The organism is Paenibacillus sp. GCM10012306 (genome assembly GCF_042649265.1).
GTDB lineage: Bacteria > Bacillota > Bacilli > Paenibacillales > Paenibacillaceae > Paenibacillus_AQ.
The window spans coordinates 41,871-62,863 of the sequence record NZ_JBHRYW010000016.1 but is presented as its reverse complement, the minus strand read 5'-3'; the positions used below and the strand labels follow the sequence as shown (position 1 = coordinate 62,863).

Annotated in this window: 19 protein-coding genes; 11 read left to right on the top strand and 8 right to left on the bottom strand. The window is 50.2% G+C overall.

The window, feature by feature from the left end; genetic code table 11:
* Window positions 1–131 precede the first annotated feature (131 nt).
* Together ACFORK_RS26005 and ACFORK_RS26000 are read right to left on the bottom strand one after the other, a co-directional pair.
* Window positions 132–2,018, bottom strand: coding sequence for an FAD-dependent oxidoreductase (locus ACFORK_RS26005; RefSeq protein WP_379204608.1), 1,887 nt, complete (start codon window positions 2,016–2,018; stop codon window positions 132–134).
* A gap of 52 nt (window positions 2,019–2,070) precedes the next feature.
* A complete protein-coding gene (locus ACFORK_RS26000; RefSeq protein WP_379204606.1) occupies window positions 2,071–2,967 on the bottom strand; it encodes an FMN-binding protein in 897 nt (298 codons plus the stop codon).
* A 798-nt stretch (window positions 2,968–3,765) separates the two neighbouring features.
* Between ACFORK_RS26000 and ACFORK_RS25995 the strand changes: the two genes are divergently transcribed.
* The 3 genes from ACFORK_RS25995 to ACFORK_RS25985 all read left to right on the top strand — a co-directional run bounded on the left by ACFORK_RS25995 (window position 3,766) and on the right by ACFORK_RS25985 (window position 6,237).
* Complete coding sequence (locus ACFORK_RS25995; RefSeq protein ID WP_379204604.1) at window positions 3,766–5,040, top strand: MFS transporter; 1,275 nt, start codon at window positions 3,766–3,768, stop codon at window positions 5,038–5,040.
* A 46-nt stretch (window positions 5,041–5,086) separates the two neighbouring features.
* Window positions 5,087–5,752: an oxidoreductase gene (locus ACFORK_RS25990; protein WP_379204601.1), complete on the top strand. Its 666-nt coding sequence runs from the start codon at window positions 5,087–5,089 to the stop codon at window positions 5,750–5,752.
* A 104-nt stretch (window positions 5,753–5,856) separates the two neighbouring features.
* Window positions 5,857–6,237, top strand: a complete 381-nt coding sequence (locus ACFORK_RS25985) for a RidA family protein (protein WP_379204599.1) — start codon at window positions 5,857–5,859, stop codon at window positions 6,235–6,237.
* Window positions 6,238–6,415: 178 nt separating this feature from the next.
* Here the strand turns inward: ACFORK_RS25985 and ACFORK_RS25980 are convergent, their stop codons facing one another.
* Window positions 6,416–7,051, bottom strand: a complete 636-nt coding sequence (locus ACFORK_RS25980; RefSeq protein WP_379204597.1) for a hypothetical protein — start codon at window positions 7,049–7,051, stop codon at window positions 6,416–6,418.
* Between the two features lie 249 nt (window positions 7,052–7,300).
* Here ACFORK_RS25980 and ACFORK_RS25975 point away from each other — a divergent pair, with 249 nt between their 5' ends.
* Both ACFORK_RS25975 and ACFORK_RS25970 read left to right on the top strand, forming a co-directional pair.
* Complete coding sequence (locus ACFORK_RS25975; protein ID WP_379204595.1) at window positions 7,301–10,381, top strand: DEAD/DEAH box helicase; 3,081 nt, start codon at window positions 7,301–7,303, stop codon at window positions 10,379–10,381.
* A 27-nt stretch (window positions 10,382–10,408) separates the two neighbouring features.
* Window positions 10,409–11,128, top strand: coding sequence for a hypothetical protein (locus ACFORK_RS25970; RefSeq protein WP_379204593.1), 720 nt, complete (start codon window positions 10,409–10,411; stop codon window positions 11,126–11,128).
* Window positions 11,129–12,121: 993 nt separating this feature from the next.
* Here the strand turns inward: ACFORK_RS25970 and ACFORK_RS25965 are convergent.
* Together ACFORK_RS25965 and ACFORK_RS25960 are read right to left on the bottom strand one after the other, a co-directional pair.
* Window positions 12,122–12,817, bottom strand: a complete 696-nt coding sequence (locus tag ACFORK_RS25965; RefSeq protein ID WP_379204674.1) for a GTP pyrophosphokinase — start codon at window positions 12,815–12,817, stop codon at window positions 12,122–12,124.
* A gap of 236 nt (window positions 12,818–13,053) precedes the next feature.
* On the bottom strand, window positions 13,054–13,422 hold the full coding sequence (locus tag ACFORK_RS25960) for a hypothetical protein (protein WP_379204591.1): 369 nt from the start codon (window positions 13,420–13,422) through the stop codon (window positions 13,054–13,056).
* Between the two features lie 137 nt (window positions 13,423–13,559).
* On the opposite strand from ACFORK_RS25960, the gene ACFORK_RS25955 reads away from it, so the two are divergent.
* Genes ACFORK_RS25955 through ACFORK_RS25940 form a run of 4 tightly spaced genes read left to right on the top strand, consistent with a single transcriptional unit; the run spans window position 13,560 to window position 16,166 of the window.
* The gene (locus tag ACFORK_RS25955; protein ID WP_379204589.1) at window positions 13,560–14,342 is read left to right on the top strand and encodes a zinc ribbon domain-containing protein; all 783 of its coding nucleotides are present in this window, start codon (window positions 13,560–13,562) and stop codon (window positions 14,340–14,342) included.
* A gap of 29 nt (window positions 14,343–14,371) precedes the next feature.
* Entirely contained in the window at window positions 14,372–15,172 is an 801-nt protein-coding gene (locus tag ACFORK_RS25950) for a TrmB family transcriptional regulator (protein ID WP_379204587.1), read from the top strand.
* Window positions 15,173–15,212: 40 nt separating this feature from the next.
* Window positions 15,213–15,524, top strand: a complete 312-nt coding sequence (locus ACFORK_RS25945; RefSeq protein WP_379204585.1) for a hypothetical protein — start codon at window positions 15,213–15,215, stop codon at window positions 15,522–15,524.
* Between the two features lie 48 nt (window positions 15,525–15,572).
* Window positions 15,573–16,166 carry a xanthine phosphoribosyltransferase gene (locus tag ACFORK_RS25940; protein WP_379204583.1) on the top strand — a complete coding sequence of 198 codons (594 nt, stop codon included), beginning with the start codon at window positions 15,573–15,575 and terminating at the stop codon, window positions 16,164–16,166.
* A 170-nt stretch (window positions 16,167–16,336) separates the two neighbouring features.
* Here the strand turns inward: ACFORK_RS25940 and ACFORK_RS25935 are convergent, their stop codons facing one another.
* From ACFORK_RS25935 to ACFORK_RS25925, 3 genes are read right to left on the bottom strand one after another with little or no spacing between them, the layout of a single operon-like run.
* Complete coding sequence (locus ACFORK_RS25935; RefSeq protein ID WP_379204581.1) at window positions 16,337–17,320, bottom strand: diacylglycerol/lipid kinase family protein; 984 nt, start codon at window positions 17,318–17,320, stop codon at window positions 16,337–16,339.
* Between the two features lie 52 nt (window positions 17,321–17,372).
* Window positions 17,373–17,711 (bottom strand): DUF4870 domain-containing protein, encoded by a 339-nt coding sequence (locus tag ACFORK_RS25930; RefSeq protein ID WP_379204579.1) that lies wholly within the window; start codon window positions 17,709–17,711, stop codon window positions 17,373–17,375.
* A 59-nt stretch (window positions 17,712–17,770) separates the two neighbouring features.
* Complete coding sequence (locus ACFORK_RS25925; protein WP_379204577.1) at window positions 17,771–18,787, bottom strand: serine hydrolase domain-containing protein; 1,017 nt, start codon at window positions 18,785–18,787, stop codon at window positions 17,771–17,773.
* Between the two features lie 463 nt (window positions 18,788–19,250).
* On the opposite strand from ACFORK_RS25925, the gene ACFORK_RS25920 reads away from it, so the two are divergent.
* Window positions 19,251–19,439, top strand: a complete 189-nt coding sequence (locus ACFORK_RS25920) for a hypothetical protein (protein WP_042123803.1) — start codon at window positions 19,251–19,253, stop codon at window positions 19,437–19,439.
* 459 nt (window positions 19,440–19,898) lie between these two features.
* Window positions 19,899–20,948: a cytochrome c oxidase subunit II gene (coxB, locus tag ACFORK_RS25915; RefSeq protein WP_379204574.1), complete on the top strand. Its 1,050-nt coding sequence runs from the start codon at window positions 19,899–19,901 to the stop codon at window positions 20,946–20,948.
* Window positions 20,949–20,993: the final 45 nt, after the last annotated feature.

The window sequence follows — 20,993 nt, the reverse complement described above, 5'->3', positions numbered from 1 at the left end:
GTAGAGTAATGTGTCCGTGGACACATTACTCTGAAGAACAAACATATGAAGCTGAAACAACATACAAACTTCACATTTTAAGAATATAATTATTTAAAATGTGTGAATCCTAATAAGAAAGGAAATTAGCGTCAGTCGGTGAAGAGATACCAGCGCCTTACGAGCGGAATTTTCTTCCATTGCTTCTTCAGCCAAGGCAATACGTAGTAATCCAGACCGAGCGTGCTTCCGGAACCGCCGATGCAGGCAACAGCTGCTGCAGCGTACCAGAGCATTTCCGTCGAAGCCATCTTGGATGACCAGATCATAACGGCCATACCTATGGTGGCGATGGAAGAAATAGCAGTGAACAGACCGACGATCAGCATAACACCAAAGACAATCTCGGCGGCAACCATACCGATTTGGAACCATTTTGCAAGGAAGGTGTAGCTTCCGTCTGCTTGATAGAACATCAAATCCATGAACCAGTTAGTAATGCTGTGTACAAAGTCCGGAACTGGCAATGCTTGAACTGCTTCTTTGGCGGTGGAAACAGCTGAAGCTGCGGATTGAGCATCCACCGTATCTTTAACGGCATTAACTGCTTCGCTGGCTGCGGAAGAAGCATCTACAGCATGCGGTGCGGCAGGAATCAGGAAGATCTTATTAGGATCGGCCCATATCTTCTTGAACTTATCAATACCTTCGAACAACCACATGAAACCTAGCAGAATGCGCAGTGGAACGAGCCAGAAGTTCGGCGAACGTTTGGAGAAATGGCCGCCGAGGAAGCTCTTGCGGTTCTCCACATGGAAGAACTCATGCATCATATAAGTCCATACTTTGTTAAAGCCTACAACCTGGGACAGATAGAACATATTGATAAAGTGCTTGGAAAGCATAGCCATGAAGCCGGTAAGCATGAACAGTTTGCCTGGAAGACCAACATTTGCTACACCGTAGCGGCTACCGATCGATACCATGGTACCGTGGAAGCCTGGTTTATAGGCTTTTTTCGCCGTACCTTTAATATCAGCTTCAATGTTGCCCGCAACGATTGGAGCTGCTTGCTCAGCATTTTCAACCATCTGTGGAACAGGACGGGTCTCACCTTCAGGGATGAAGAAAATGTTATCCCCGACAACGTACACGTTCTTATGATCTACACTTTCAAGGTGCTCATTAGTAACAATACGTTTGCGGCCCTCTTGTTTAACTTCGCCTTCGAGGCTACCTACAATTTCAGATCCCTCAACACCGGCAGTCCACACTACAGTATGCGCAGCAACGACATTCTTCTCACCGAGAGCAATGCTACCTTTGCCTACTTCAGTGATCTTAGCTCCGGTAACGATCTCTACGTTCAACTTTTTGAGGTGAGCTGTTGCTTTGGAAATCAATTTATCTGGAAGAATCGGCAGAATCTTAGGTGCCATATCAGCAACGATCAGCCGGACTTCGGATGGATCGATATAGAATTCTTTGCAAAGCTCTTCACGATACTCGGCCATTTCACCGACCAACTCGACCCCGGTGAATCCTGCACCGATGATAACAAAGGTAAGCATGGAACGGCGAACCGCTGCATTCTTTTCCTTGGCCGCTTTGGTGAACATGTCACGGATTTGGCGTTTGAGCGCAACCGCATCATCATTGGACCAGAAGGAGAAGGTGTTCTCTTCTGCGCCCGGAATGCCGAAGTAGGTTGGTTTGCTGCCGGTACCGATGACAAGGTAGTCATACGCATAGGTAGCTTTTTCGGATTTAAGTTTTTTACCTTTAAAATCAATATTGCTGATTTCATCAAGTACAACATCGACTTTCAATCCGGCAAAGATTTTTTTGAGATCAATCTTGATCGAATCCTCAGGAGCGCGGTTTGCGGCAACCTCATGCAGCTCAGTCAAGAGAGTGTGGTAGGGGTTTCGGTCAATAAGCGTAATTTCGATTTCTTTGTTGTTCTTAAACTTCTTTGCCAGTTTTTTAGCCGTGAGTACGCCGCCGTAGCCGCCGCCCAAAATGACTATTTTTTTCAAAAGAAATTCACCTCATTCGTCTGATTAACTGCAAGAGGAGCTTTCGCGAAAATTACTTCGCTCCTTCAAGTGCTTTTGCTGCTAGTGTGTAGTATTCTCCAACATGGATAGACACACCAGAGATTGCATCTGTTTTGCCTTCGGCATCAAGAGCAGGAGCAGTGCCTTTGTTCTCTACGAAGTAAGCTTCTGCTTTGGCGATCTCTTCATGCCATTCTGCTTGAGCGCCACCTTTTTTCATACCGTACTTGCCATCAATGGAGAATTGTTTCTTGTCATCGCCAGCAGCATTTACACCGCTGAAGTTAGCAGCAACAACGTTACCATCAGCAACAGTCAGGGCTACAGTGGATTTCCAGCCGGACTTGGCATCCATTTCGCCTTCTGCAGTGTAACCACCGTCTTTGTAAGGGCCTGCTTCGGAAGGTCCAGCAGCCAGGGCAGCCTTAGCGGCTTCAACCAGTTCACCAACGTGAATGGATACACCGGAGATTGCATCTGTTTTGCCTTCAGCGTCAAGGGTAATTGCTGCAGGGTCTTGTTTATCGATTAAAAATGCTTCAGCTTTTGCAGCTTGCTCGTGCCATTCCGATTGAGCGCCGCCGTTTTTCATACCGTACTTGCCGTCTTCAGAAACTTTCTTCTTCAGATCACCAGCAGTTTTTACATTGAAAGCATTCCAGTCGGCTTTAGTGATTTTTCCGCCTTCAACAGTCAGAATAGCGTAGGATTCCCAGCCAGTTTTTTCATCAGCAGGTGCAGTTCCGTAGTAAACGCCGTCTTGATACTTAGCAGTTTCAGTTCCAGCATTTCCGGAATTTGCGGCAGGTGCAGTTGTTTCAGCAGGGGTGTTAGCTGCAGTTGTGGAATTGTTGCTGTTGTTGCTGCCACAGCCTGCAAGCAAACCAAGGATCAGGGCACTCGACAAGATTACAGAAGCTTTTTTCATTTGGTATGACCTCCAAGAAAATAGTTTAAAATATATATATTAAAATGTAAAACATTTTAACGACTTTGGAAGTGATAAAAATCACTTTATAAATGACATTTATCACTTTAATTTTGGGGCAAGACCCCTGATTGTAGCTGTTACATGACATATATCGGTTAGAGATACCGAAAAATTTAATTAACTTGTTTTATCTCCGATGGCATTCTAGCATAGAAGATATACTTAATTATGTGAAAATAATCACTTAAATTTTTAAAAATTAATTTATATCTGTACTATATCAAATTTTAGAAAATATTGAAAGCTTTTTTGGAAAATTATTATGTGACAAAAGCCGACCTCTTTCTCCAGGGGGAACGGGCAAGTCAGGATTCATGCAGATCGCTACCTAAAATGAATAGAAGATCCGGGGACGTTCGTTCCGGGATTGATAGGCAGAATATCGTAGTAAGAGCGCAGAGAAGATCTGGTTAGTTTGGAAAGCAGAGGATTCTGATTTAGCGTGGCTAGTCCATGAATTAGGTGGAGTAGCTTCTATATAATCAATTTATCGCAATTATATAGAAGAAAACGATAATTCCAATACTCAGGAAGAGATGGCTGAGGACGGCGGCATCATCACTGTTTAGAGTAAGGAGGGGAAGAGCAGTATCTTTTCACTGTATCTGCCTATTTAGGACAAGCAGAACACTCCGAACAGGACTCCAATTTTATTTGTGATTTCGCCATATTGACAGGAGATTGGTGCGGAGTAGAATGAAGCCAAAGCCGCATCAAAGGAGTGTTATCGTCCCCATGAGCATCATGAGAAACAGGCACACGGTACATCGTCCCAAGCGTATCCGCAAAGCCTCCGTACAGCGTAAGAATTTGCAGATAGCCACATTTGAGGGGATCCCAGCGACGATTTTTCAGGTCCTGCTTCAAGGGCAGTTTCTTACGGGCTTCCTCTTATATTTAGGAGCTACCTCCAGTCAGATCGGTTTTGTGCTGGCGTTGACGACGCTGGTTAATATCGGCCAGATTGGCGTTGCGTTCCTGATTCAGAAGCTGCCTAGCCGCAAGTGGGCTATGGTCACTTTTGTTGCCCTTCACCGGATACTGTGGAGTTCCACCGGCCTGGTACCGTTTATCTTTCCAAAAGAATACTGGGTGATAGCTTTTATAGCGTTATATACAACCGCTTTCATTGCGAATACAGCTGGCTCCGTGTTATGGAGCTCTGTCATCAGTGATCTGGTTCCGCCAAAGGTGCGCGGCCGTTATTTTGGGATTCGTAATACTTTTCTAAATGCTTTGGGCAGTCTGGTGATGTACGGCGGTGGCATCGTTCTGGACCGTTATCCCGGGGGCCATGGTTTTCTCATTTTGTATATCGTGGTTTGGATCTTCTCAACAGCTAACATTATTGTTTATCTGTTTTATCCAGATGTACCGTTCGAGAAGTCTGAAGAAAACAAGTTCCTGCCGATGCTTAAGAAACCGCTTCACGATACGCTGTTCATGAAGTCCACCTTGTTTCTTGCTGGTTGGCTTTTGCTGCAAAATCTTGTTGTTCCACTATATTCTTATGTGATGCTGCAACTGTTGAATATCAATTATCAGACCTTGTCGTTGCTCAACGTATCACAGACGGTGTTCATGATGGCCAGCTTCTATGTCTGGGGGAACTTGAATGCGAAATATAGCAACAAACGATTGTTGCTTTGGACGCTGCCTATTATTGCAGTTTCCTCGCTGATCTGGGGCCTGCTTTCGGTGCTGCCGATGTTGGTGGTGTTGTTCGCCGCTCATATTTTCTTCGGGGTGGGTGTTGGTGGCTTCAATCAGTTGGCCTTCAACTTCATTATTGGCGATACACCTAAAAAAGAACGGCCGATGTATATGGCTATGTATGCAGCGCTTACGGGGATTTCCTCGTTTTTTGGTCCGCTGATTGGCGGTAAAATCTATGAATGGATTGAGGACTGGCCGCAATGGATACAGGTATTCGGCATGCAGCTAGTTGTCGGAATACTGATGATCATACTCGCTGCAACTCTCGGCCGGAAAATTCTCAAAGATGCGTGAAGGTGATATGAATGATGATGATTTTTTTGAAAAAGGAGGCTCTGCAATGTCACGAATAGCAATGGTGCTGGGAGCCACCGGATTAGTAGGAAAGGCAGTGACTCAGGAGCTGCTGCGCCGGGAAGCCTGGGATGAGGTCAGAGTGCTGGTCAGGCGTCCCATTGGGCTCAAGCATCCTTCACTCAAACAGACGATAGTGGATTGGGAGCAGCTGTCCAGGTACAGAGAGCAGTTCCGGGGCGTGCAGACGATGTTCTGTTGCCTCGGAACGACGATCAAAACAGCGGGCTCGCAAAGCAATTTTGAACGGGTCGATCTTCACTATCCACTGGAGGCTGCCGCTATAGCAAAGGAAGAGGGAGTAAGACAGCTGCTGGCGGTCTCCTCGATAGGGGCTGACGCGAAGTCCCGCAATTTCTACAGTCGGACCAAGGGGCGTGCCGAGGAAGGATTGATCGCGGCCGGCTTCCAAGGTGTACACCTGTTCCGGCCTTCCCTGTTGCTGGGGCAGCGTAAGGAATTCAGGCTTGGGGAGCGTATGGCAGCTGGTCTGATGACGGCGCTTGATTTCGCCATGGTTGGCAAAGTAGCTAAATACAGAGCCATCCCGGCAGAAACGGTAGCTCGGGCTATGGTGAATATTTCGCTGGCTGGCACCCTTGGCCTACATATCTATCCTAATGATGTGATACATGTAATCGGCAAGGGCTAGGGACGGGTGGTTTTACAGTCTTATGGAGATTGGTGTTTGCATTAGACAGAGATCAGGACGTACAATGGGACCATAAATCATCCATGGATATGGGAGGAACAATTATGAGTAAGAAGCAAGTAGCAACATCCAAAGCGCCTGGTGCAATCGGGCCATACAGCCAAGCTATCGCTACAGGGAGCTGGGTGCACACTTCGGGTCAACTTGGTTTGAATCCGGAGACGGGCGAGTTGGCAGAAGGTGTACAGGAACAAACGCGTCAAGCCCTGAACAATGTTAAGGCTATTCTTGAAGAGGCTGGAGCTTCACTGGATCATGTAATTAAGACTACAGTGTTCCTTAGGGATATGAATGACTTTGTAGCGGTGAACGAAGTGTACAGCACGTTTTTTAAAGAGCCTTATCCGGCACGCAGTGCGATTGAAGTAGCGCGTTTGCCGAAAGATGGACTGGTTGAGATCGAAGCGATTGCCCGCAAGAAATAATTCAAATGAAAACTTCAGCAGCGTAGGACAAGCTATCCTGCACTGCTGGAAGCTGACATGAAACGCAATAGAGAGGTACACAAGTCAAGGAGTCGCGGCAGGAATGCTGCGGCTCCTTTTTGTTGTTACCTGATTGTTCTTGAATAAACGGCAGCTTAGGCTGAGTTGATAGGGAATCCTATTGCTCCCAGGTGCGGCTGTGCTTTTTGTCAATGAGGGTGACCGAAAATCCGCTCATTTGTCCGCTTTCCATTCCTGTAGTTCCTGTAGCAGGAAGCTGAAATTCAGCAGTGTAGCTACCGCGATCATGGGGCTTCAGCTCAAGGGAAGAGAGGGGAATAGGGATCCCGGCTAGCGGGTGGCCTTCCTGCTCAGGCAATTGAAGGACTACTTTTGCCACGACTCCATTGGCACTGTAATTGCGCACAGGTAGCTGACATTGACCGTTGTAAGTTGCCCCCTCAAGCTTGTATGTGCATATTATTTTTTTCGGTTTTAGTTCGAGTGCGTACACACCTGAAGCGAACAAGCGCTGGTAGCTGCTGACCAGCCCGTCTGGCACTTTCGTTAGTAATATCATGAAGACTATGAAGAGAAGTAGCCGATGACGTGACAGAGACATGTTGAAAAAGGCAATTGAGGCTAGAAGCAAAATTAGTGATACTATACCGGAATAGTGCAGGCCGGTCCGGGTTGCTGGTGAGCTGTATAGCGGAATCCCGAAGGTATTCAGCAGGATATCCATCCAGGAATCTGTTCCGGGATAACGGATGCTAAGCACACTAAGTGCAATGAATAAAATCAGACCCGTCATGAATTGTCGTCGATTTAGGATTAAAGGGACTCGCGAATTGATCCATACCACCTCCTGTTAAATAATCTCAATTATAGCATACGGGCGGAATTGTCTACGGTTGCAGGGGAGGTTCCTTGGAAATCTGCAGAAAAAAAGCAGAAAGGTTTTTAAATCGACGCTTTTTCGTATATGATGAAGAGATGAAGTTCTTTACTTCAAGGATATCTGATCCTTTATATATTTGAATTATTTATTAGGAGATCATCAATGAATAAGCATCTGTATGCAATATGGTTAGGAGACGTTTTATTTTGCTTCTCCGGCGAGACATCTGAGCCGAAGGTAGATGCGTGGACCCGGGTGGTCAAGCGTCTGGAGCTGCAGGGAGGACTGCGTCCTTTTGCGAGTGCAGCGCTGCGCTTGGCGGAAGTGAAATATCCAGTCTTGCCTGTGGAAGGGAAGCCGGTTCGCCGTGCGCTGCCGGGTCGTACCTTTGAGGGGCTGGCCTTGGCGCCCAAAGATGCTTTTGAATTGCTGCTCGCGTGGGACGCGGAGCAGTGTCTGAGCCAGGGCGTAGAGTCTGGAGGCGAGCTGCGCTACTGGGCAGCCGCGGCCCGGTTCGCCCTGGAGCTAATGGGCACGGGCGGGTTCGTTCCCGGTGCTCAGCCGCTGCGCCCGGTTGGCTCACGCCGCCGGGGCGGCGAACAGGCAGCTGCGGCCTGCTGGTCGCCTGCTTTTCGCAAACCGGAGGATAGAGAGTATTTTCTTCAGCTCGCAGCTTCAATGCCGGTATTGGCACTCGGAACGCACACAGCTGAAGCGAGTGAGATAACGTCCCGCGAGGATGCCGGGGCGTACGTGCTGTATTCTTTTTTGCAGGCGATCATGACAACCGAGATCAAGCGGATTATCGCCGGGATGGAGGGGGAATTGTCTCCCTTCAAAGCTAATTATCGGCGCGGCACCTCTCCACTGACGGAACTGTGGTGGAACAGTCTACTGACTGGCAGCCGTGACATTCCGGTGCAGGGGACCCAGGCTGAGGTTGATGAGTTGCTGGTCGGTGTGAATGAAACTGCGGGAAGCGGAGTCCCACATACCAAGGCAGAAGAGGAGCAGAGCGGGCAGATTGGCCTGGGTCTGCGTCTGGAGCCGCCCGGTGAAGACGCGGAAGTTTGGCGATTGTCTTTTTGGGCAGAGAATCGGGAAGAAGGGGAGTTCTGGCTTCCTGCTGGGGTCATCTGGGGTAGCAATGAACAGGAATTTACGCTGTGGGGCAGGCGCTACCGCAACATCCAGCAGCAGTTTCTGGCGGCGTTAGGAAGTGCGGGTAAGGTATCGCCAGATATTCAGGCTGGACTTAATCATCCAGCTCCTGAAGGCGTAGATTTGGAGCCGCATCGTCTGCATTTCTTCCTGAAGGAGACGGTGCAGCAACTGACGGCCCGGGGAATAACGGTGCAGATGCCTTCGCGCTGGAGCCGTGAGGGGCGTCGGCGTGTCGGCATGAAGATGAAGATGCAGCCGCCGGGAGGATTAGATGGTCCACCAGCCGTTGCGCTTGGCATGGAGGAGCTGATCTCCTTCCGCATTGAGGCATCGCTAGGCGAGACCTCGATCACAGAAGAGGAATTGCAGGCACTTGTAGAGGCAGGGGTTCCTTTTGTCCGTTTCCGGGGTGAGTGGGTCGAGGTGGACCCGAAGGAAATTCGCCAAGTCCTCAGATATATGAAGCGTCATGAGAGCGGTGAAATGACTGCTGCGGACTGGATGAGGCTGGAGGCAGAGGATGGCGAAGAGCGGCTCTGGAAAGGGATGTCCGTTACGGGCATGGAAACTTCCGGTCTGCTGGCTTCGATCATGCACGGTGATGTGCTGCGGGGTGAGAACCATCCTGTCCCGCACGACCTTCACGGCACGCTGCGGCCTTATCAAGAGCGGGGCTATCAATGGCTGGCTGCACTGGGCAATCTCGGTTTTGGAGTCTGTCTGGCCGACGATATGGGTCTTGGAAAGACGGTGCAGGTGATTACCTGCCTACTGGACCGCGCACTCACAATTCCTCAGGGAGAAAAGAAGGGGCCGGTACTGATTCTGTGCCCGACCTCGCTTCTGGGCAACTGGCAGCGTGAACTGCAGCGGTTTGCACCTTCTCTGTCGCTACACATCCATCATGGCAGTCGGCGGGTCCGCGGCGAGGGCTTTTTGGAGCTGGCGGTCAGCCACGATATTGTGCTGACAACATATCACCTGGCGGGCCGTGACAGTGAGGATCTTGCAGGCGTGCAGTGGTCAACGGTTGTACTTGATGAAGCGCAGTATATCAAGAACCACCGCACCAAACAGGCGCAGAGTGTCATGAAGCTCTCGGCACCGCATCGGATTGCGATGACGGGGACACCAGTCGAGAATAGGCTTGGTGAGCTATGGTCTATTTTCCACTTTTTAAATCCTGGTTATCTCGGCACCTATCACGCCTTCCGTCAGCGGTATGTATCTGGCGAAGGCGGAGAGCGACTGCGTGAACTGCATCGTCTGGTGTCGCCTTTCCTGCTTAGAAGGCTTAAGAGCGACCCGGATATTTCTAAAGATCTTCCGGAGAAGCTGGAACTCAAATCGTATTGTCCGCTTACGGACACGCAGGCAGCGCTCTATCAAGGGGTCGTGGATGAAATGCTTGGGGTTATCGGAGATCATTCTGGTATGGCCCGGCGTGGTCTCGTACTGTCCTCCCTTACGAAGTTGAAGCAGATCTGCAATCATCCGCAGTTGTTCCGACGGGATGAAGGTAGGGGCCTACGGAGTGAGCCATCCGGTAAAATGGAGGTCATGTTCGAGGTGCTGGACAGTATTGCCGAGCTTGGCGAGTCTGCGCTGATCTTTACTCAGTATGTCGCGATGGGTGAACTGCTTGTCAGCAGGCTGTCACGTCGTTACGGAAAGGCGCCGCTGTTCCTGCATGGTGGGATTTCGAAGCGGGAGCGTGACGAGATGGTACATGATTTTCAGAATGGAGACGAGCCGACATTCTTCGTGCTTTCTTTAAAGGCCGGCGGGGTTGGACTCAATCTGACGCGGGCGAACCATGTGGTGCATTATGATCGTTGGTGGAACCCGGCTGTGGAAAATCAGGCAACAGACCGTGCCTTCCGCATCGGCCAGCACAAAAATGTACAGGTTCACAAGTTAATCTGCCAGGGAACGCTGGAAGAACGAATAGATGAATTGATTGAACGCAAAAAAAGCCTCTCGGAGCAGGTAGTTGGCTCTGGTGAAACGTGGTTGACTGAAATGTCCAACCATGAATTGAAGGAGCTTATTGAGCTGCAGGGGCAGGACTGGATGTAGAGTGGGTAGGGGAACAGGAGGGATCACATGAGGGAGTTATCAGAGCCAAAGCTGAAGCTGGAAGTCTCCCCTGGCAAAATAAATGCGGTATGGGACGCTGATCACCGGGTCAGTCTGGAGGTTCCACTATGGAAGGCGGATGCCAAGAGAGGCATTATACGCATGCTGGCGGATCAAGCCAGTGAAGTGTATGGGCTGCTTCAGGGGCGGATAGCTGATGCGATTCTTGAGACATATCTTTTGCCGTCTGCGGCTGAATTGGAGAAGGGGGATTTTACCCGTCTCCATGAAAGCGAGAAGACCGAACTGCTGAAGCAGTTGAGAGACCAGTTGGCTCATGATCCATGGCTAGCTTTTGGACTACGGGGGATGAGCCAGACGGAGCTGTTGAACGGAGCATTCGCAATTTGGGCAGAGGCGAAGCAGTTGAACGCTGCGGAGGAAGACTCGGCAAAGCCGGACGATCTGGCATCCTTATTGTCCCGGCTTGAGCGGAAAGGACCACCGGTCACCTCCGGGGAGTGGCTGGCCGAGGCGGCGGCCGAAGGTTCCCTGCATCAGCCCGGTACGCTATTCCATGAAATCCCTGACCGTGCTCTCCCCTCCGCACCGGTGACTATGGAAACGGAGGAAGAGTGGGAGCGTCTGTTGCCCCAGACTCCCAAAGCCCGCGAGGGACTGCATCTAGTCATGCGACGGGTGTCCGAAGCTGCTGTTAAGCGGGCGCAGAATATACGCAAGGCATGATATTGCGTTCTGAAAAGGTGTTAGGACTTGTTCTATCGGGGAAAACAGTACATTAGTGTGTGGTAAAGTGCGTTATGTAGTGAATTGCAGTGCGTTGTAGTGAATTGCAGTGCGTTGTAGTGAATTGTAGTGCGTTGTAGTGAATTGCAGTGCGTTGCAGTGAATTATAATGCGCTGCAGTGAATTGTAGTGCGTTGTAGTGAATCGTAGTGCATTACAGTGTATAACACTGCATCGCAGTCTATTGCAGTAATGAACGGCCGCCGCCTTTCAAGCTAAGGCATGTTTTACTGTATTAGATACATTTTTGCCTGCGGAGTAGGTGAGGCGGGGGTTAACAGGAATTTCTCACGTTATTTTGCAGAGTTTGCGAGTTATCCGCTAATTAACAGGAAAATCTCCTGTTAATCATGTAGTTTGGCCGGATGATGGGGAATATTGGGCAAATTAACTGGAGAATTTCTAGTTATATGAATGGAAATAGAGTTTCAATTCTGAATAACGGGAGAAAATCCCGTTATTTTTGGTGTAGGGATAACGAGTGATGAGTAAGGTGCAGACCAGAAGCAAAAAGTAGAAAGTAAGCAGTTAGTTAGAAGTAATAAGCAGTTAGTTAGCGGCAATAAGCAGTAGTTAGCAGTAAAAAGCAGTGGTTAGCGGTAAAAAGCAGTGGTTAGTGGTAATGAGTAGTAGTTAGCGGTAATCAGCAGCGGTTAGCAGTAATAAGTAATGATTAGCGGTAGCAGGCAATCGTTAGCAGTAGCAATGAGAAGCAAGAAGTAGAAATAAGCTGTTAGCAGTCGCAGTCAATATAAAAGAACCTTCGACGCCACTAAGCAAGCTTGGGCATGAAGGTTCTTTTTAGATAACGAAGAGGTTGTTCAATCAACAATTATATAGGAGGCAGCCTATCGAGTCATAGACTCATTACCAAGGCTTAAGATTCTGTTCAATGACTAGGAATGGTGTCAGTCTGCTCAAACAGAACAGGCCTTAAGTCTTACGCAAACTGCTACCGTTGCTGTCGCCTTCGGTGAGTTCCAGGATCTCTCTACGCAGGCGGAGCATTTTTTGATCGAGCTCATCTGCGGCGCGGGCGGCTTCTTTGAGTTCGTCCGCAACATGTGCCGGAAGCTGTTTATCGAATTTATAATACAGAATGTGTTCCATGCTGGCCCAAAAATCCATAGCAAGGGTGCGGAGCTGTATCTCTACTTTTACCCAGCGTGTCCCTTCGAGGAGGATCAGCGGGATAGCGATGATAACATGTAGACTTTGATAGCCGTTCGGCTTGGGATGGGCGATATAGTCCTTGATCTCCAGAACGCGCATATCTTCGCGTACAGTTAAATGATCTACTAAACGGTAGATATCTTTGACAAATGCACAAACTATTCGCATACCGGCGATATCATGAATATAGTTCTCCATGTTCTCAAGGCAAAGATCGTACCCCTTGCGCTCCATTTTTTGAATGATGCTCTTGGGTTCCTTAATTCGGGATTTGACATGCTCGATCGGACTAAATCCGTCCCGAACCTGCCATTCTGTCTTGATGATATCAATTTTATTCTGAAGCTCATTAAGAGCATGACGGTAAAGGGCCGGTAATGCCCTGAATTCCTCAATCTGTCTGGCAAAATCCTCATTGGACTTCCATTGCTGAAGATCCTTTACGTGTACCTGCAACTGACTCAGCGTAAGCTGGCGGCTTTCTTGTTCGTCTTCCACTGCTTCTCTCCCGATTTCGTTATATGTGACTGACTCCATTTTAACCGATCTATATCCCCGGAAGCAAAAAAACGAACACCCAAGGATTCCCTCGGGTGTCCGGGCAGGCGGCTGTTCAAGGATTCTTCACAAACGTTCTGGGCTAAATTACGTATTACTGCACATACAGGCGTTGCCTCCTGCGTATCTATTGTTCAGGGGTGCGCTTTGCCATAACCTTCATCTTGATAAGCGGTGTTCTCCAGCTTGGTTAACACATTAAGGGACTTGATCATTTGTTGGGTGTCGTTGCTGCCATGCTCGTACAAATATCGGTATAAGGCAATGGTCTGGTCATCAAACTCCTGGGCGGCGTCATCGTGATCGGCAGATTTAAACGGAACAAAGGCGCGGAGGAATGTATAGTCATCGTCACTCTCCAGACCCGTTAACAGGTCCTTCAGGATCGTAAGCTCCTCATTATTCAGGTAGACTTCAAATTCATTGGACTCGTTGCGGATATTCTGGATTACGCCATGGGCTGCAGAGACAAAATAACGTTTTTTTGGGTCATTGGCCGGCATTGTGAATCCCTCCATTTTCCGTTATGTTGCCCTGAGTTTCATTTTTTACTATTATACACAGAACGGTAAATAATGAATCTGTGCGGCACATTTGGTATGATAGAAGCACGTTTCACTGTGGAGAAGGAGGAGCATCGATGAACTTATTGCAGCGTATCAAGGACGGTGCCAGCCGGGTTACCGAAAAAGCTCAAGGTTCTGTGGAGATCGGTAAGCTAAATAACCAGATTTCAGATATCGAGCGTGAGATGGAAGTTGAATTTATGAAAATGGGTCGGCTTTTCTACGAAGGATATCGTTTGAGAGATATGTCGGAGGCCGAAGGGAAAATGGTCGAGCTGTCTCGCGTCTGCACAAGACATCAAGAGAGAATCGACGTATTGCGCTCCCGCATAGCCCAGCTGAAGAATGAGCGGCTATGCGCCTGTGGTCAGGTTGTGGCCCTGGACGCCAATTTTTGCCCGCATTGCGGGCGCAAGCAGGAAGAACCGGCTTTTACGTATAAAGCGTCTACCCCGGCAGAGCCGGTGTACACCGTGAACGAGGAAGAGGATGATCATCAATACTATGGTGCTGAAGACTTGACCGATGAGGAGCGGGAGATCGCGCTGAAGATGAGTCCGGCTGTTGTGTATTCTGAAGCAGGACCTGCTGAGGATGAGCTGCCGCTGGATGAGTATGATGAGAGCAGCTCGGACGTTGACCAGGAGCGTCGTCATGCCGATGAGTTGGAGCGTGAGCGAATGCGGCAGCTTGAGCTGGATCGGCGCATCCGTGATTGGAAATCGGGAGAACAGCAAGATCCGGCAGCAACCAGCGAGGAACACGGCGGTCGGGACATGGTGAAATGCCAGATCTGCCGCACGGACCTTCCAAAAGGCTCCATGTGGTGCCCGCGCTGCGGTTCGGAGCAAATTTAGTTTTACAGTCAGCTTAGGGGGACATAAGAATGGAACAGTTGCTGCTGCATCTGCGCAATCTGGGCTTCACAGAGATGGAGTCCAAAATTATGGTGGAGCTGGCGACCAAAGGTCAAGCTTCGGGCTATGAAGTAGCCAAACAGCTCGGAGTATCGAGGTCTAACGTATATGCTGCGCTGCAGCGCCTGACACAACAGGGATATGTGCGATGCGGAGAAGGAGAGCCTGCGCGGTACAGTGTGCTGAATCCGGAGGAACTGTCGACGATGATCTCCGGGCGGATCCAGACCTCTCTCGCTTATATGGAGAATGAAATGCCACGCGGCGGACCGGTAACTCCGTCATTCTATAATGTTGAGGGTGACCGCAACGTGCTTGGTGCACTGATGCATCAGCTGAATCTGGCTGAGCAGGAGATTGTGGTCGATGTTTGGCGGGAGGAAGCAACGCTGCTGCGCAGCGAGCTGGAACAAGCCGAGCTGCGGGGAGTTAGGCTGCTGTGGGCGTTCGACGGCGACAATGCTGCCGGTGCTCCGCCAGCCTGGACGCCGCTTGGCGGGAAGCCGCCGCGCAGTGACGGCCGCAAATTCTCGTTCGTGATCGACCGGAGCTGGTGCATGCTGGGCATGCGTTACAGTGACGGTACGGCACAGGCCGTGGTCACCGAGCATCCGGTGATGGTGGAGCTATTGCTGAATCATTTTACACAAGAAATGGTACTGTTCGAGCTGGAGCAGGATATGGGCGCCGAGTTGGAACAGCGGTACGGTGATCGCTACAGCCACATCTATAGCAAATATGTAATGCATAGCGAGGATGGGCAAGAATAAGGCTGAGCTAAAACGAAATCATGTCAGGGAGGTGAAATGTATGGAATGTATCGTTCATTTTGAAGTTGTGCATCCGGAAGGTCCGAAGCCACTACGCGGGCTGTTGTTTTTGGATGAAGGCGCCATTCCTGGCGAGGCTGAGCTGATTGGCATGTTCAAGGACATGAAATTTGAGGTGCGGCTGGAGGACAGGGAGAAGCTGATTTTTAAACCGGTTAATGCAGGAGCTAACTATTCGGAGATCCGGATTACCGGGTATGACACAGGTAGCGCCAAGGATGAACATAAGGAAGACCATGATTTGAAATCCATTGTGGGCAACCTTATGCCTCAGAAGCCATCCGGGCTGTAGTCTGAGAGGAAGAATGGGTCCACTGCTGTGGGAGAAGGAGGGGTACATATGGAGCTGTTGAGGCGAAAAGTAATCGACGAAGGCATCGTTCTCGGCCAAGGTGTGCTCAAGGTAGATTCTTTCTTGAATCACCAGATGGATCCGGTTCTGATGCGGGAGATCGGGCGCGAGTTTACCCGCCGATTTGCAGGGGAAGAGATCACGAAGGTGCTGACCATTGAGTCTTCCGGCATTGCGCCGGGTATCATGACGGCTTTGGAGCTGGATGTGCCGCTGATTTTTGCCCGCAAGCAGAAGTCATTGACGCTGACGGAGGATATTTATGTGGAGAAGGTGTACTCTTTTACGAAAAAAGAGAGCAATGAAATTACCGTCTCCAAGAAATTCATCGCTCCGGGCGAGCGTGTGCTGATCGTCGATGATTTCCTGGCGAACGGTGAAGCCGCCTTCGGGCTTGCAAGGATTGTGGAGCAGGCCGGTGGCAGCGTGGCCGGGATCGGTATTGTGATCGAAAAATCCTTCCAGCCGGGTTACCGGCTGCTGCAGGAAGCGGGCTACCGCGTGGAATCGCTCGTGCGAATTGCTGCATTGTCGGACGGGCAAATTGCATTTGTAGAAGACGACGAGTTGCTGCCGGGTTAGACGGCAGCAACTCGTCGTAACAAGCCGGAAACCCGGGCAGCTGCCCATGGTTTCCGGCTTGTTCTGCTGCGGCTATTCTGCGCAGCAGCAGAAAGGCCAGCACGCGCTCTATCGCGCGTGCTGGCCTTCTTGTCGTGCCGTCCTATCCGGCACGACGGTGAATCTCCTGCCTAGCCGCTGGCTTGGCAGGATCTCTGCGCCGCGGCTGTGCCCTGCGGCGACAGCACGCGCAGCGCGCCAGGCTCGCAGCGCACGGCGAGCGGCGCGAGGCCGAGGCTCTCGCCGTCGCCAATGGCCTGCCGCGGCTGCTCGAAGGTCACAGCTACGCTGCGTCCGCGCAGCATGGTGACGAAGGGCAGGGTCACATGCCTGCCCTTCAGCACCGTAGGGAACAGCCGCAGGAGCTGCCCGCGACTGCACCCGTGCACGACGCAGACGTCGAGCTGGCCGTCCCCGGCCTCCGCCTGCGGACAGATCTGTAGCCCGCCGCCATAGCCCGGCAGGTTGCAGATCGAGACTAGCCAGGCTGTCTCGAAGGAATGCTTCTTGCCATCGCAGGCTACGCTGACTCGGCAAGGCTTGAAGGTCAGCAGCGTATGCAGGATGCCGATAATATACGCCAATTGCCCGGCTCCGATGGTGTTGCAGAAGCGCTTATAGCGGCTGCTATTCACATTGACCGCCACCTGAGCGTCAAAGCCGCTGGCGACAGCCGTCAAGGTGAACCCATCCTTGCTGGAGAGCAGGTCACTCTCCAGCCAGCGTCCACCAGTGGCGGTCGCTAGCGCCGTCTCCGGGTCCAGCGGAATGCCGAACCCGCGGGCCGTATCATTACCAGAACCGGCCGGAATTATGGCAAGCTGGGTTCTGCTCTGATGAAGAGCACCGAGCACGCTATGAATCGTGCCATCTCCCCCGACAACGACAGCAGCCTCCCAATGCTCCCGCCGGGCTAAGGCCGCAAGCACGGCATGTTCTGCGCTTGCAGCATCCTTGGTGAACAGGGCCTCGTAAGAGATGAGCCGCTGCTTCAGCAGCTTCTCTACGATTCGCCATGTTCGCTGCCCTGTGCCTCCCCCGGAACGCGGATTTATGATAAATAAGTACATTTCTTTTCCCCCAGCTTCAAAGATCCAGTGTAGTCTATTCTCCATTGTAAGGAGTGGAAGAGTGAAAGGGAATCTTTTTTACGCAAGAGGATGGAGATTAAATGTGGCGAAGCTGTTGTTCCGCGAAGGCTCCCGCCCAAGGCAGCCGATACCACCTGCCGCCCAGCGCGTGGTAAACCATCAGGAGCCAAATCACCAGGCCACAGAGGGAGAGAATGGCGGCAATGAACGGGCCGATGAGCGGCAGCAGGCTGCTAAGTACATGCCCAACCATCAACGTGCCGAAGGCGATCAACGATTGCAAGGCATGGAAAAGTACGAAGCGGCTCTTTTTCTCCAGGGCCAGAAAGACGATACCACCTGCAAAAGGGAAGAAATAGCATAGCGCACCCGCGATATTGTCGGGCAGGCCTGTAGATGATCTGAAAGGGGACAAAGGGATCACACTCCTTCTCCCCATCATTCTATGAGAGTGGTGGACAAAGTATGTGATCCTCAGCTCATGGCAGGGATAAGATATTGCTCCATCAGTCTGCGAGGATTCTTCCACTGTCTGACTTTGGTTTCTGCGGTGAAAATCACAGCGGCATCCAGACGTGGCAGCAACAAAATCTGCTGTCCGCCATGGCCATGGGCAAGCTGGAAGGGCTGTCCACTCATCGTCCCGCTCCAGAACTGGTATCCATATGCACCGAAGGCGGGATAGCCGGATGTCTGGGGTTTCAATGCTTCCTGCAGCCATGCCTGCGGGACGATCTCTTCACCGGCCCAGAAGCCGCCGTTCAGCAGGCAAAGGGCTGTCTTGGCCATATCTCTGGCGGTAAGGTATAGGCCGATATGGCCCATGCTATGTCCTTCGGGACTTGAGCTCCAGGCAACATGGGTAATTCCCAAGGGAGTGAAGAAATGCTGGCGGGCATAGCTGAAAGTATCTACACCTGTAGACTCTGAAAGCATCAAGGAGATTAGATGGGAGTCGGTACTCCGATACTGGAAGGTCCCGATACTGTCAGGAAGAATTGGCAGACTCAGAGCAAAGTTCCCCCAGCGGCGGCTGTTGTGAAACTTGCGGATCAGTGGCTCGCCCAGCTTCTTGCCTGTGATCCAGCTGAAGCCAGCGGTCATAGTAAGCAAATGGCGGAGAGTGAGGAATTTGAGCTGGGGAGAAGGCTGGGAGGGAAGATGACGATGCAGCACCTCGCAGAATGGGGTTTCAACACAGGGCATGTCTCCACGCTTGATTGCAATTCCGGTCATTAGGGAGATGAAGCTTTTGGTGACTGAACGCAGATCATTTAGTGACCCGGCCTGATAATGGCCATAATAACGCTCAAAGATGAGCTTTCCTTGACGTACCAATAACAAACTGTGCATTTTGGGATAACTCCGCAGGATGGTCTGATGTGCTTGCTCCAACAGGACACTGTTGGTGTCTCTTTCCTCAGGGAGTGCGGTTTCGATGAAAGGGATTGGGTGTTGGGGTGCATGCAGTATAGGCTGTGGCTGATCCATGGCGGCCCTCTTTTCTTAATCCAGACAGGCTGGCTTACCGAGTAGAAAGATGAATGTATTTTACCCGGAAACAGGCAGGATCACCCTAGCAGAATGACATAAAATAAAAATATTTCCCATAAGCACATTTTACAAGGAAAGGTGGAAGTTACGCTGGAATATGATACAATATAACGATAAGGCCCGAAAGGAGTGATTCAGTAAGTGGCTCTTCGGGTAATTAAAGTGTCGAGGTGCTTTCATTACAGGCATCTCAAGCTCTCAGCCCAAATCACGACGAACCTGCTTCTCCTGCAAGATGATGCATCCAAGGGTAGTAAGTAATGGAGTAGCGTCAAGCGGATAGTGCGAGCTACGTATGTGTAACGGATACTGACTTGCATTTCGGAGTTACGGCGGACTTTTCATCATGCATTCTCTACAACGGAGCATTCATTTTCAATGTTTTGGGAGGGAACTGATCATGGCAAGTAAAGGTCATAACGAAGTTAAGGAAAGTCTACGGGAAATGACACGTATTTTCCGGCCCAAAGATCCCAAGAAATTCGTAAAGGAGTACGTCCGAAAGTATCGGATCACGGGAGGCTATGAAGAAGAGCTGACCATGGTCGTGGAGCATGAACTGGTAAAGATGAATTCATCCGTCTCCTAAATTCAAGAGATTGATCATCACCAGACGTTCTTACGACAACATTCTGAGTAACTACATCCATGAGGATTCTCATAAACCGTGTCCGGCGGCGTGCCGCTTCAGGAAGCGGTTTTTTTTGCGTCCAAACGCTGGTGAAAAGTGGAAGAAAAACCGTTGAAAGCAAGCCCAGCAATGAATACGCGAATTTTCTATTAAACAATTAGACGTATAAATAGTCAAATGAATTAATAGACACAATTTTAATTGTAATCGCTTACACTATAAAATAATGTTTGTATCCGTTTTCATAAAACGTCAATAAATTCAGTAATGACAAGCTTTTCAGGCCTCTGAAAAGACTTTGTGAACTAGCTGTGAACGATTGACAAAACACACCCTTAAACTTATATTAATAGTGATTGTTATAATTGACAGGGAAAATACGGAAAATTATGAAATCGGGAAAAGCGGGGTAGATCAATGATGAAAACGTGGCAGGCTGTAAGGCGACTCCTTCCCATGATCGCAGTTTTTGGACTTATTCTTCTTACCGGTTGCGGACGCGCGGACTTGTCGGCACTCAGGCCGCAGGGACCAGCGGCGGACACCTCGTTTGGACTCATGAAACTGTCGATTACCATTATGATCATCGTGCTGCTGATCGTCTTCTCTATTGCGGCGTTTGTGATGATCCGGTTTCATAGAAAGCCAGGGCAGAACGAGATCCCTGAACAGGTAGAGGGTAGTATCAAGCTGGAAATTCTCTGGACCGTAATTCCGCTGATTCTCGTAGTTGTTCTGGCGGTTCCAACGGTAAAAGCGGTGTTTGCAGCCGGTAATGATCATTGGAATGACAAAAATGCAATTAAGGTAAAGGTAACAGGACACCAATACTGGTGGGAGTTTGAGTACCCTGATTATGGTGTAACTACGGCGCAGGATCTGGTGATTCCCAAGGGAAAGGATATCGCCTTTGAACTGAAGACTGCCGATGTACTGCACTCCTTCTGGGTGCCATCATTATCCGGTAAACTTGATACGAACCCGGCGGGAACGGTTAACCGCTTCAGCTTCAGTGCGCCAAATGAAGGCGTTTACCGAGGCAAGTGCGCGGAGCTCTGCGGACCTTCCCACGGCCTGATGGAATTTAAGGTCAAGTCCGTTAGCGAAGAGGCTTTTCAGAAGTGGATTGATGGCATGAAGAAGCCGGCAGCGGTACTTCCTGAAGATCCAGCGCTGGCCAAGACCTTCAAGGACCAATGTCTGAAATGCCATGCGGTAGGCGATCAGGGGCTTTCAGTTGGACCGAACCTGACCGGTATCGGCTCACGGGAAGCTATAGCAGGGATCTTGATCAATGATGATTCAGGGGTTGAAGGTGCTTCTGTCGAAGAGAATCTGAAGACCTGGCTGCATGATCCAAAGAGCGTGAAGCCGAATAATCTGATGCCAAACCCCAAGGACTTGGGACTGACCGATGAAGAGATTGACGGCATTGCCCATTACCTGGCTAATTACAAACTGAACTAGTCCTTTCACTCATTAAACCAAGCAGCAATTTTGAAAAGGGGGTAC

Excerpts from the sequence above, each read along its gene's own strand:
- ACFORK_RS26000 (WP_379204606.1), bottom strand. The coding sequence starts at position 2,967 with ATGAAAAAAGCTTCTGTAATCTTGTCGAGTGCCCTGATCCTTGGTTTG.
- ACFORK_RS25995 (WP_379204604.1), top strand. The coding sequence starts at position 3,766 with ATGAGCATCATGAGAAACAGGCACACGGTACATCGTCCCAAGCGTATC.
- ACFORK_RS25990 (WP_379204601.1), top strand. The coding sequence starts at position 5,087 with ATGTCACGAATAGCAATGGTGCTGGGAGCCACCGGATTAGTAGGAAAG.
- ACFORK_RS25985 (WP_379204599.1), top strand. The coding sequence starts at position 5,857 with ATGAGTAAGAAGCAAGTAGCAACATCCAAAGCGCCTGGTGCAATCGGG.
- ACFORK_RS25980 (WP_379204597.1), bottom strand. The coding sequence starts at position 7,051 with ATGACGGGTCTGATTTTATTCATTGCACTTAGTGTGCTTAGCATCCGT.
- ACFORK_RS25975 (WP_379204595.1), top strand. The coding sequence starts at position 7,301 with ATGAATAAGCATCTGTATGCAATATGGTTAGGAGACGTTTTATTTTGC.
- ACFORK_RS25970 (WP_379204593.1), top strand. The coding sequence starts at position 10,409 with ATGAGGGAGTTATCAGAGCCAAAGCTGAAGCTGGAAGTCTCCCCTGGC.
- ACFORK_RS25960 (WP_379204591.1), bottom strand. The coding sequence starts at position 13,422 with ATGCCGGCCAATGACCCAAAAAAACGTTATTTTGTCTCTGCAGCCCAT.
- ACFORK_RS25955 (WP_379204589.1), top strand. The coding sequence starts at position 13,560 with ATGAACTTATTGCAGCGTATCAAGGACGGTGCCAGCCGGGTTACCGAA.
- ACFORK_RS25950 (WP_379204587.1), top strand. The coding sequence starts at position 14,372 with ATGGAACAGTTGCTGCTGCATCTGCGCAATCTGGGCTTCACAGAGATG.
- ACFORK_RS25945 (WP_379204585.1), top strand. The coding sequence starts at position 15,213 with ATGGAATGTATCGTTCATTTTGAAGTTGTGCATCCGGAAGGTCCGAAG.
- ACFORK_RS25940 (WP_379204583.1), top strand. The coding sequence starts at position 15,573 with ATGGAGCTGTTGAGGCGAAAAGTAATCGACGAAGGCATCGTTCTCGGC.
- ACFORK_RS25935 (WP_379204581.1), bottom strand. The coding sequence starts at position 17,320 with ATGGAGAATAGACTACACTGGATCTTTGAAGCTGGGGGAAAAGAAATG.
- ACFORK_RS25925 (WP_379204577.1), bottom strand. The coding sequence starts at position 18,787 with ATGGATCAGCCACAGCCTATACTGCATGCACCCCAACACCCAATCCCT.
- ACFORK_RS25920 (WP_042123803.1), top strand. The coding sequence starts at position 19,251 with ATGGCAAGTAAAGGTCATAACGAAGTTAAGGAAAGTCTACGGGAAATG.
- coxB (WP_379204574.1), top strand. The coding sequence starts at position 19,899 with ATGATGAAAACGTGGCAGGCTGTAAGGCGACTCCTTCCCATGATCGCA.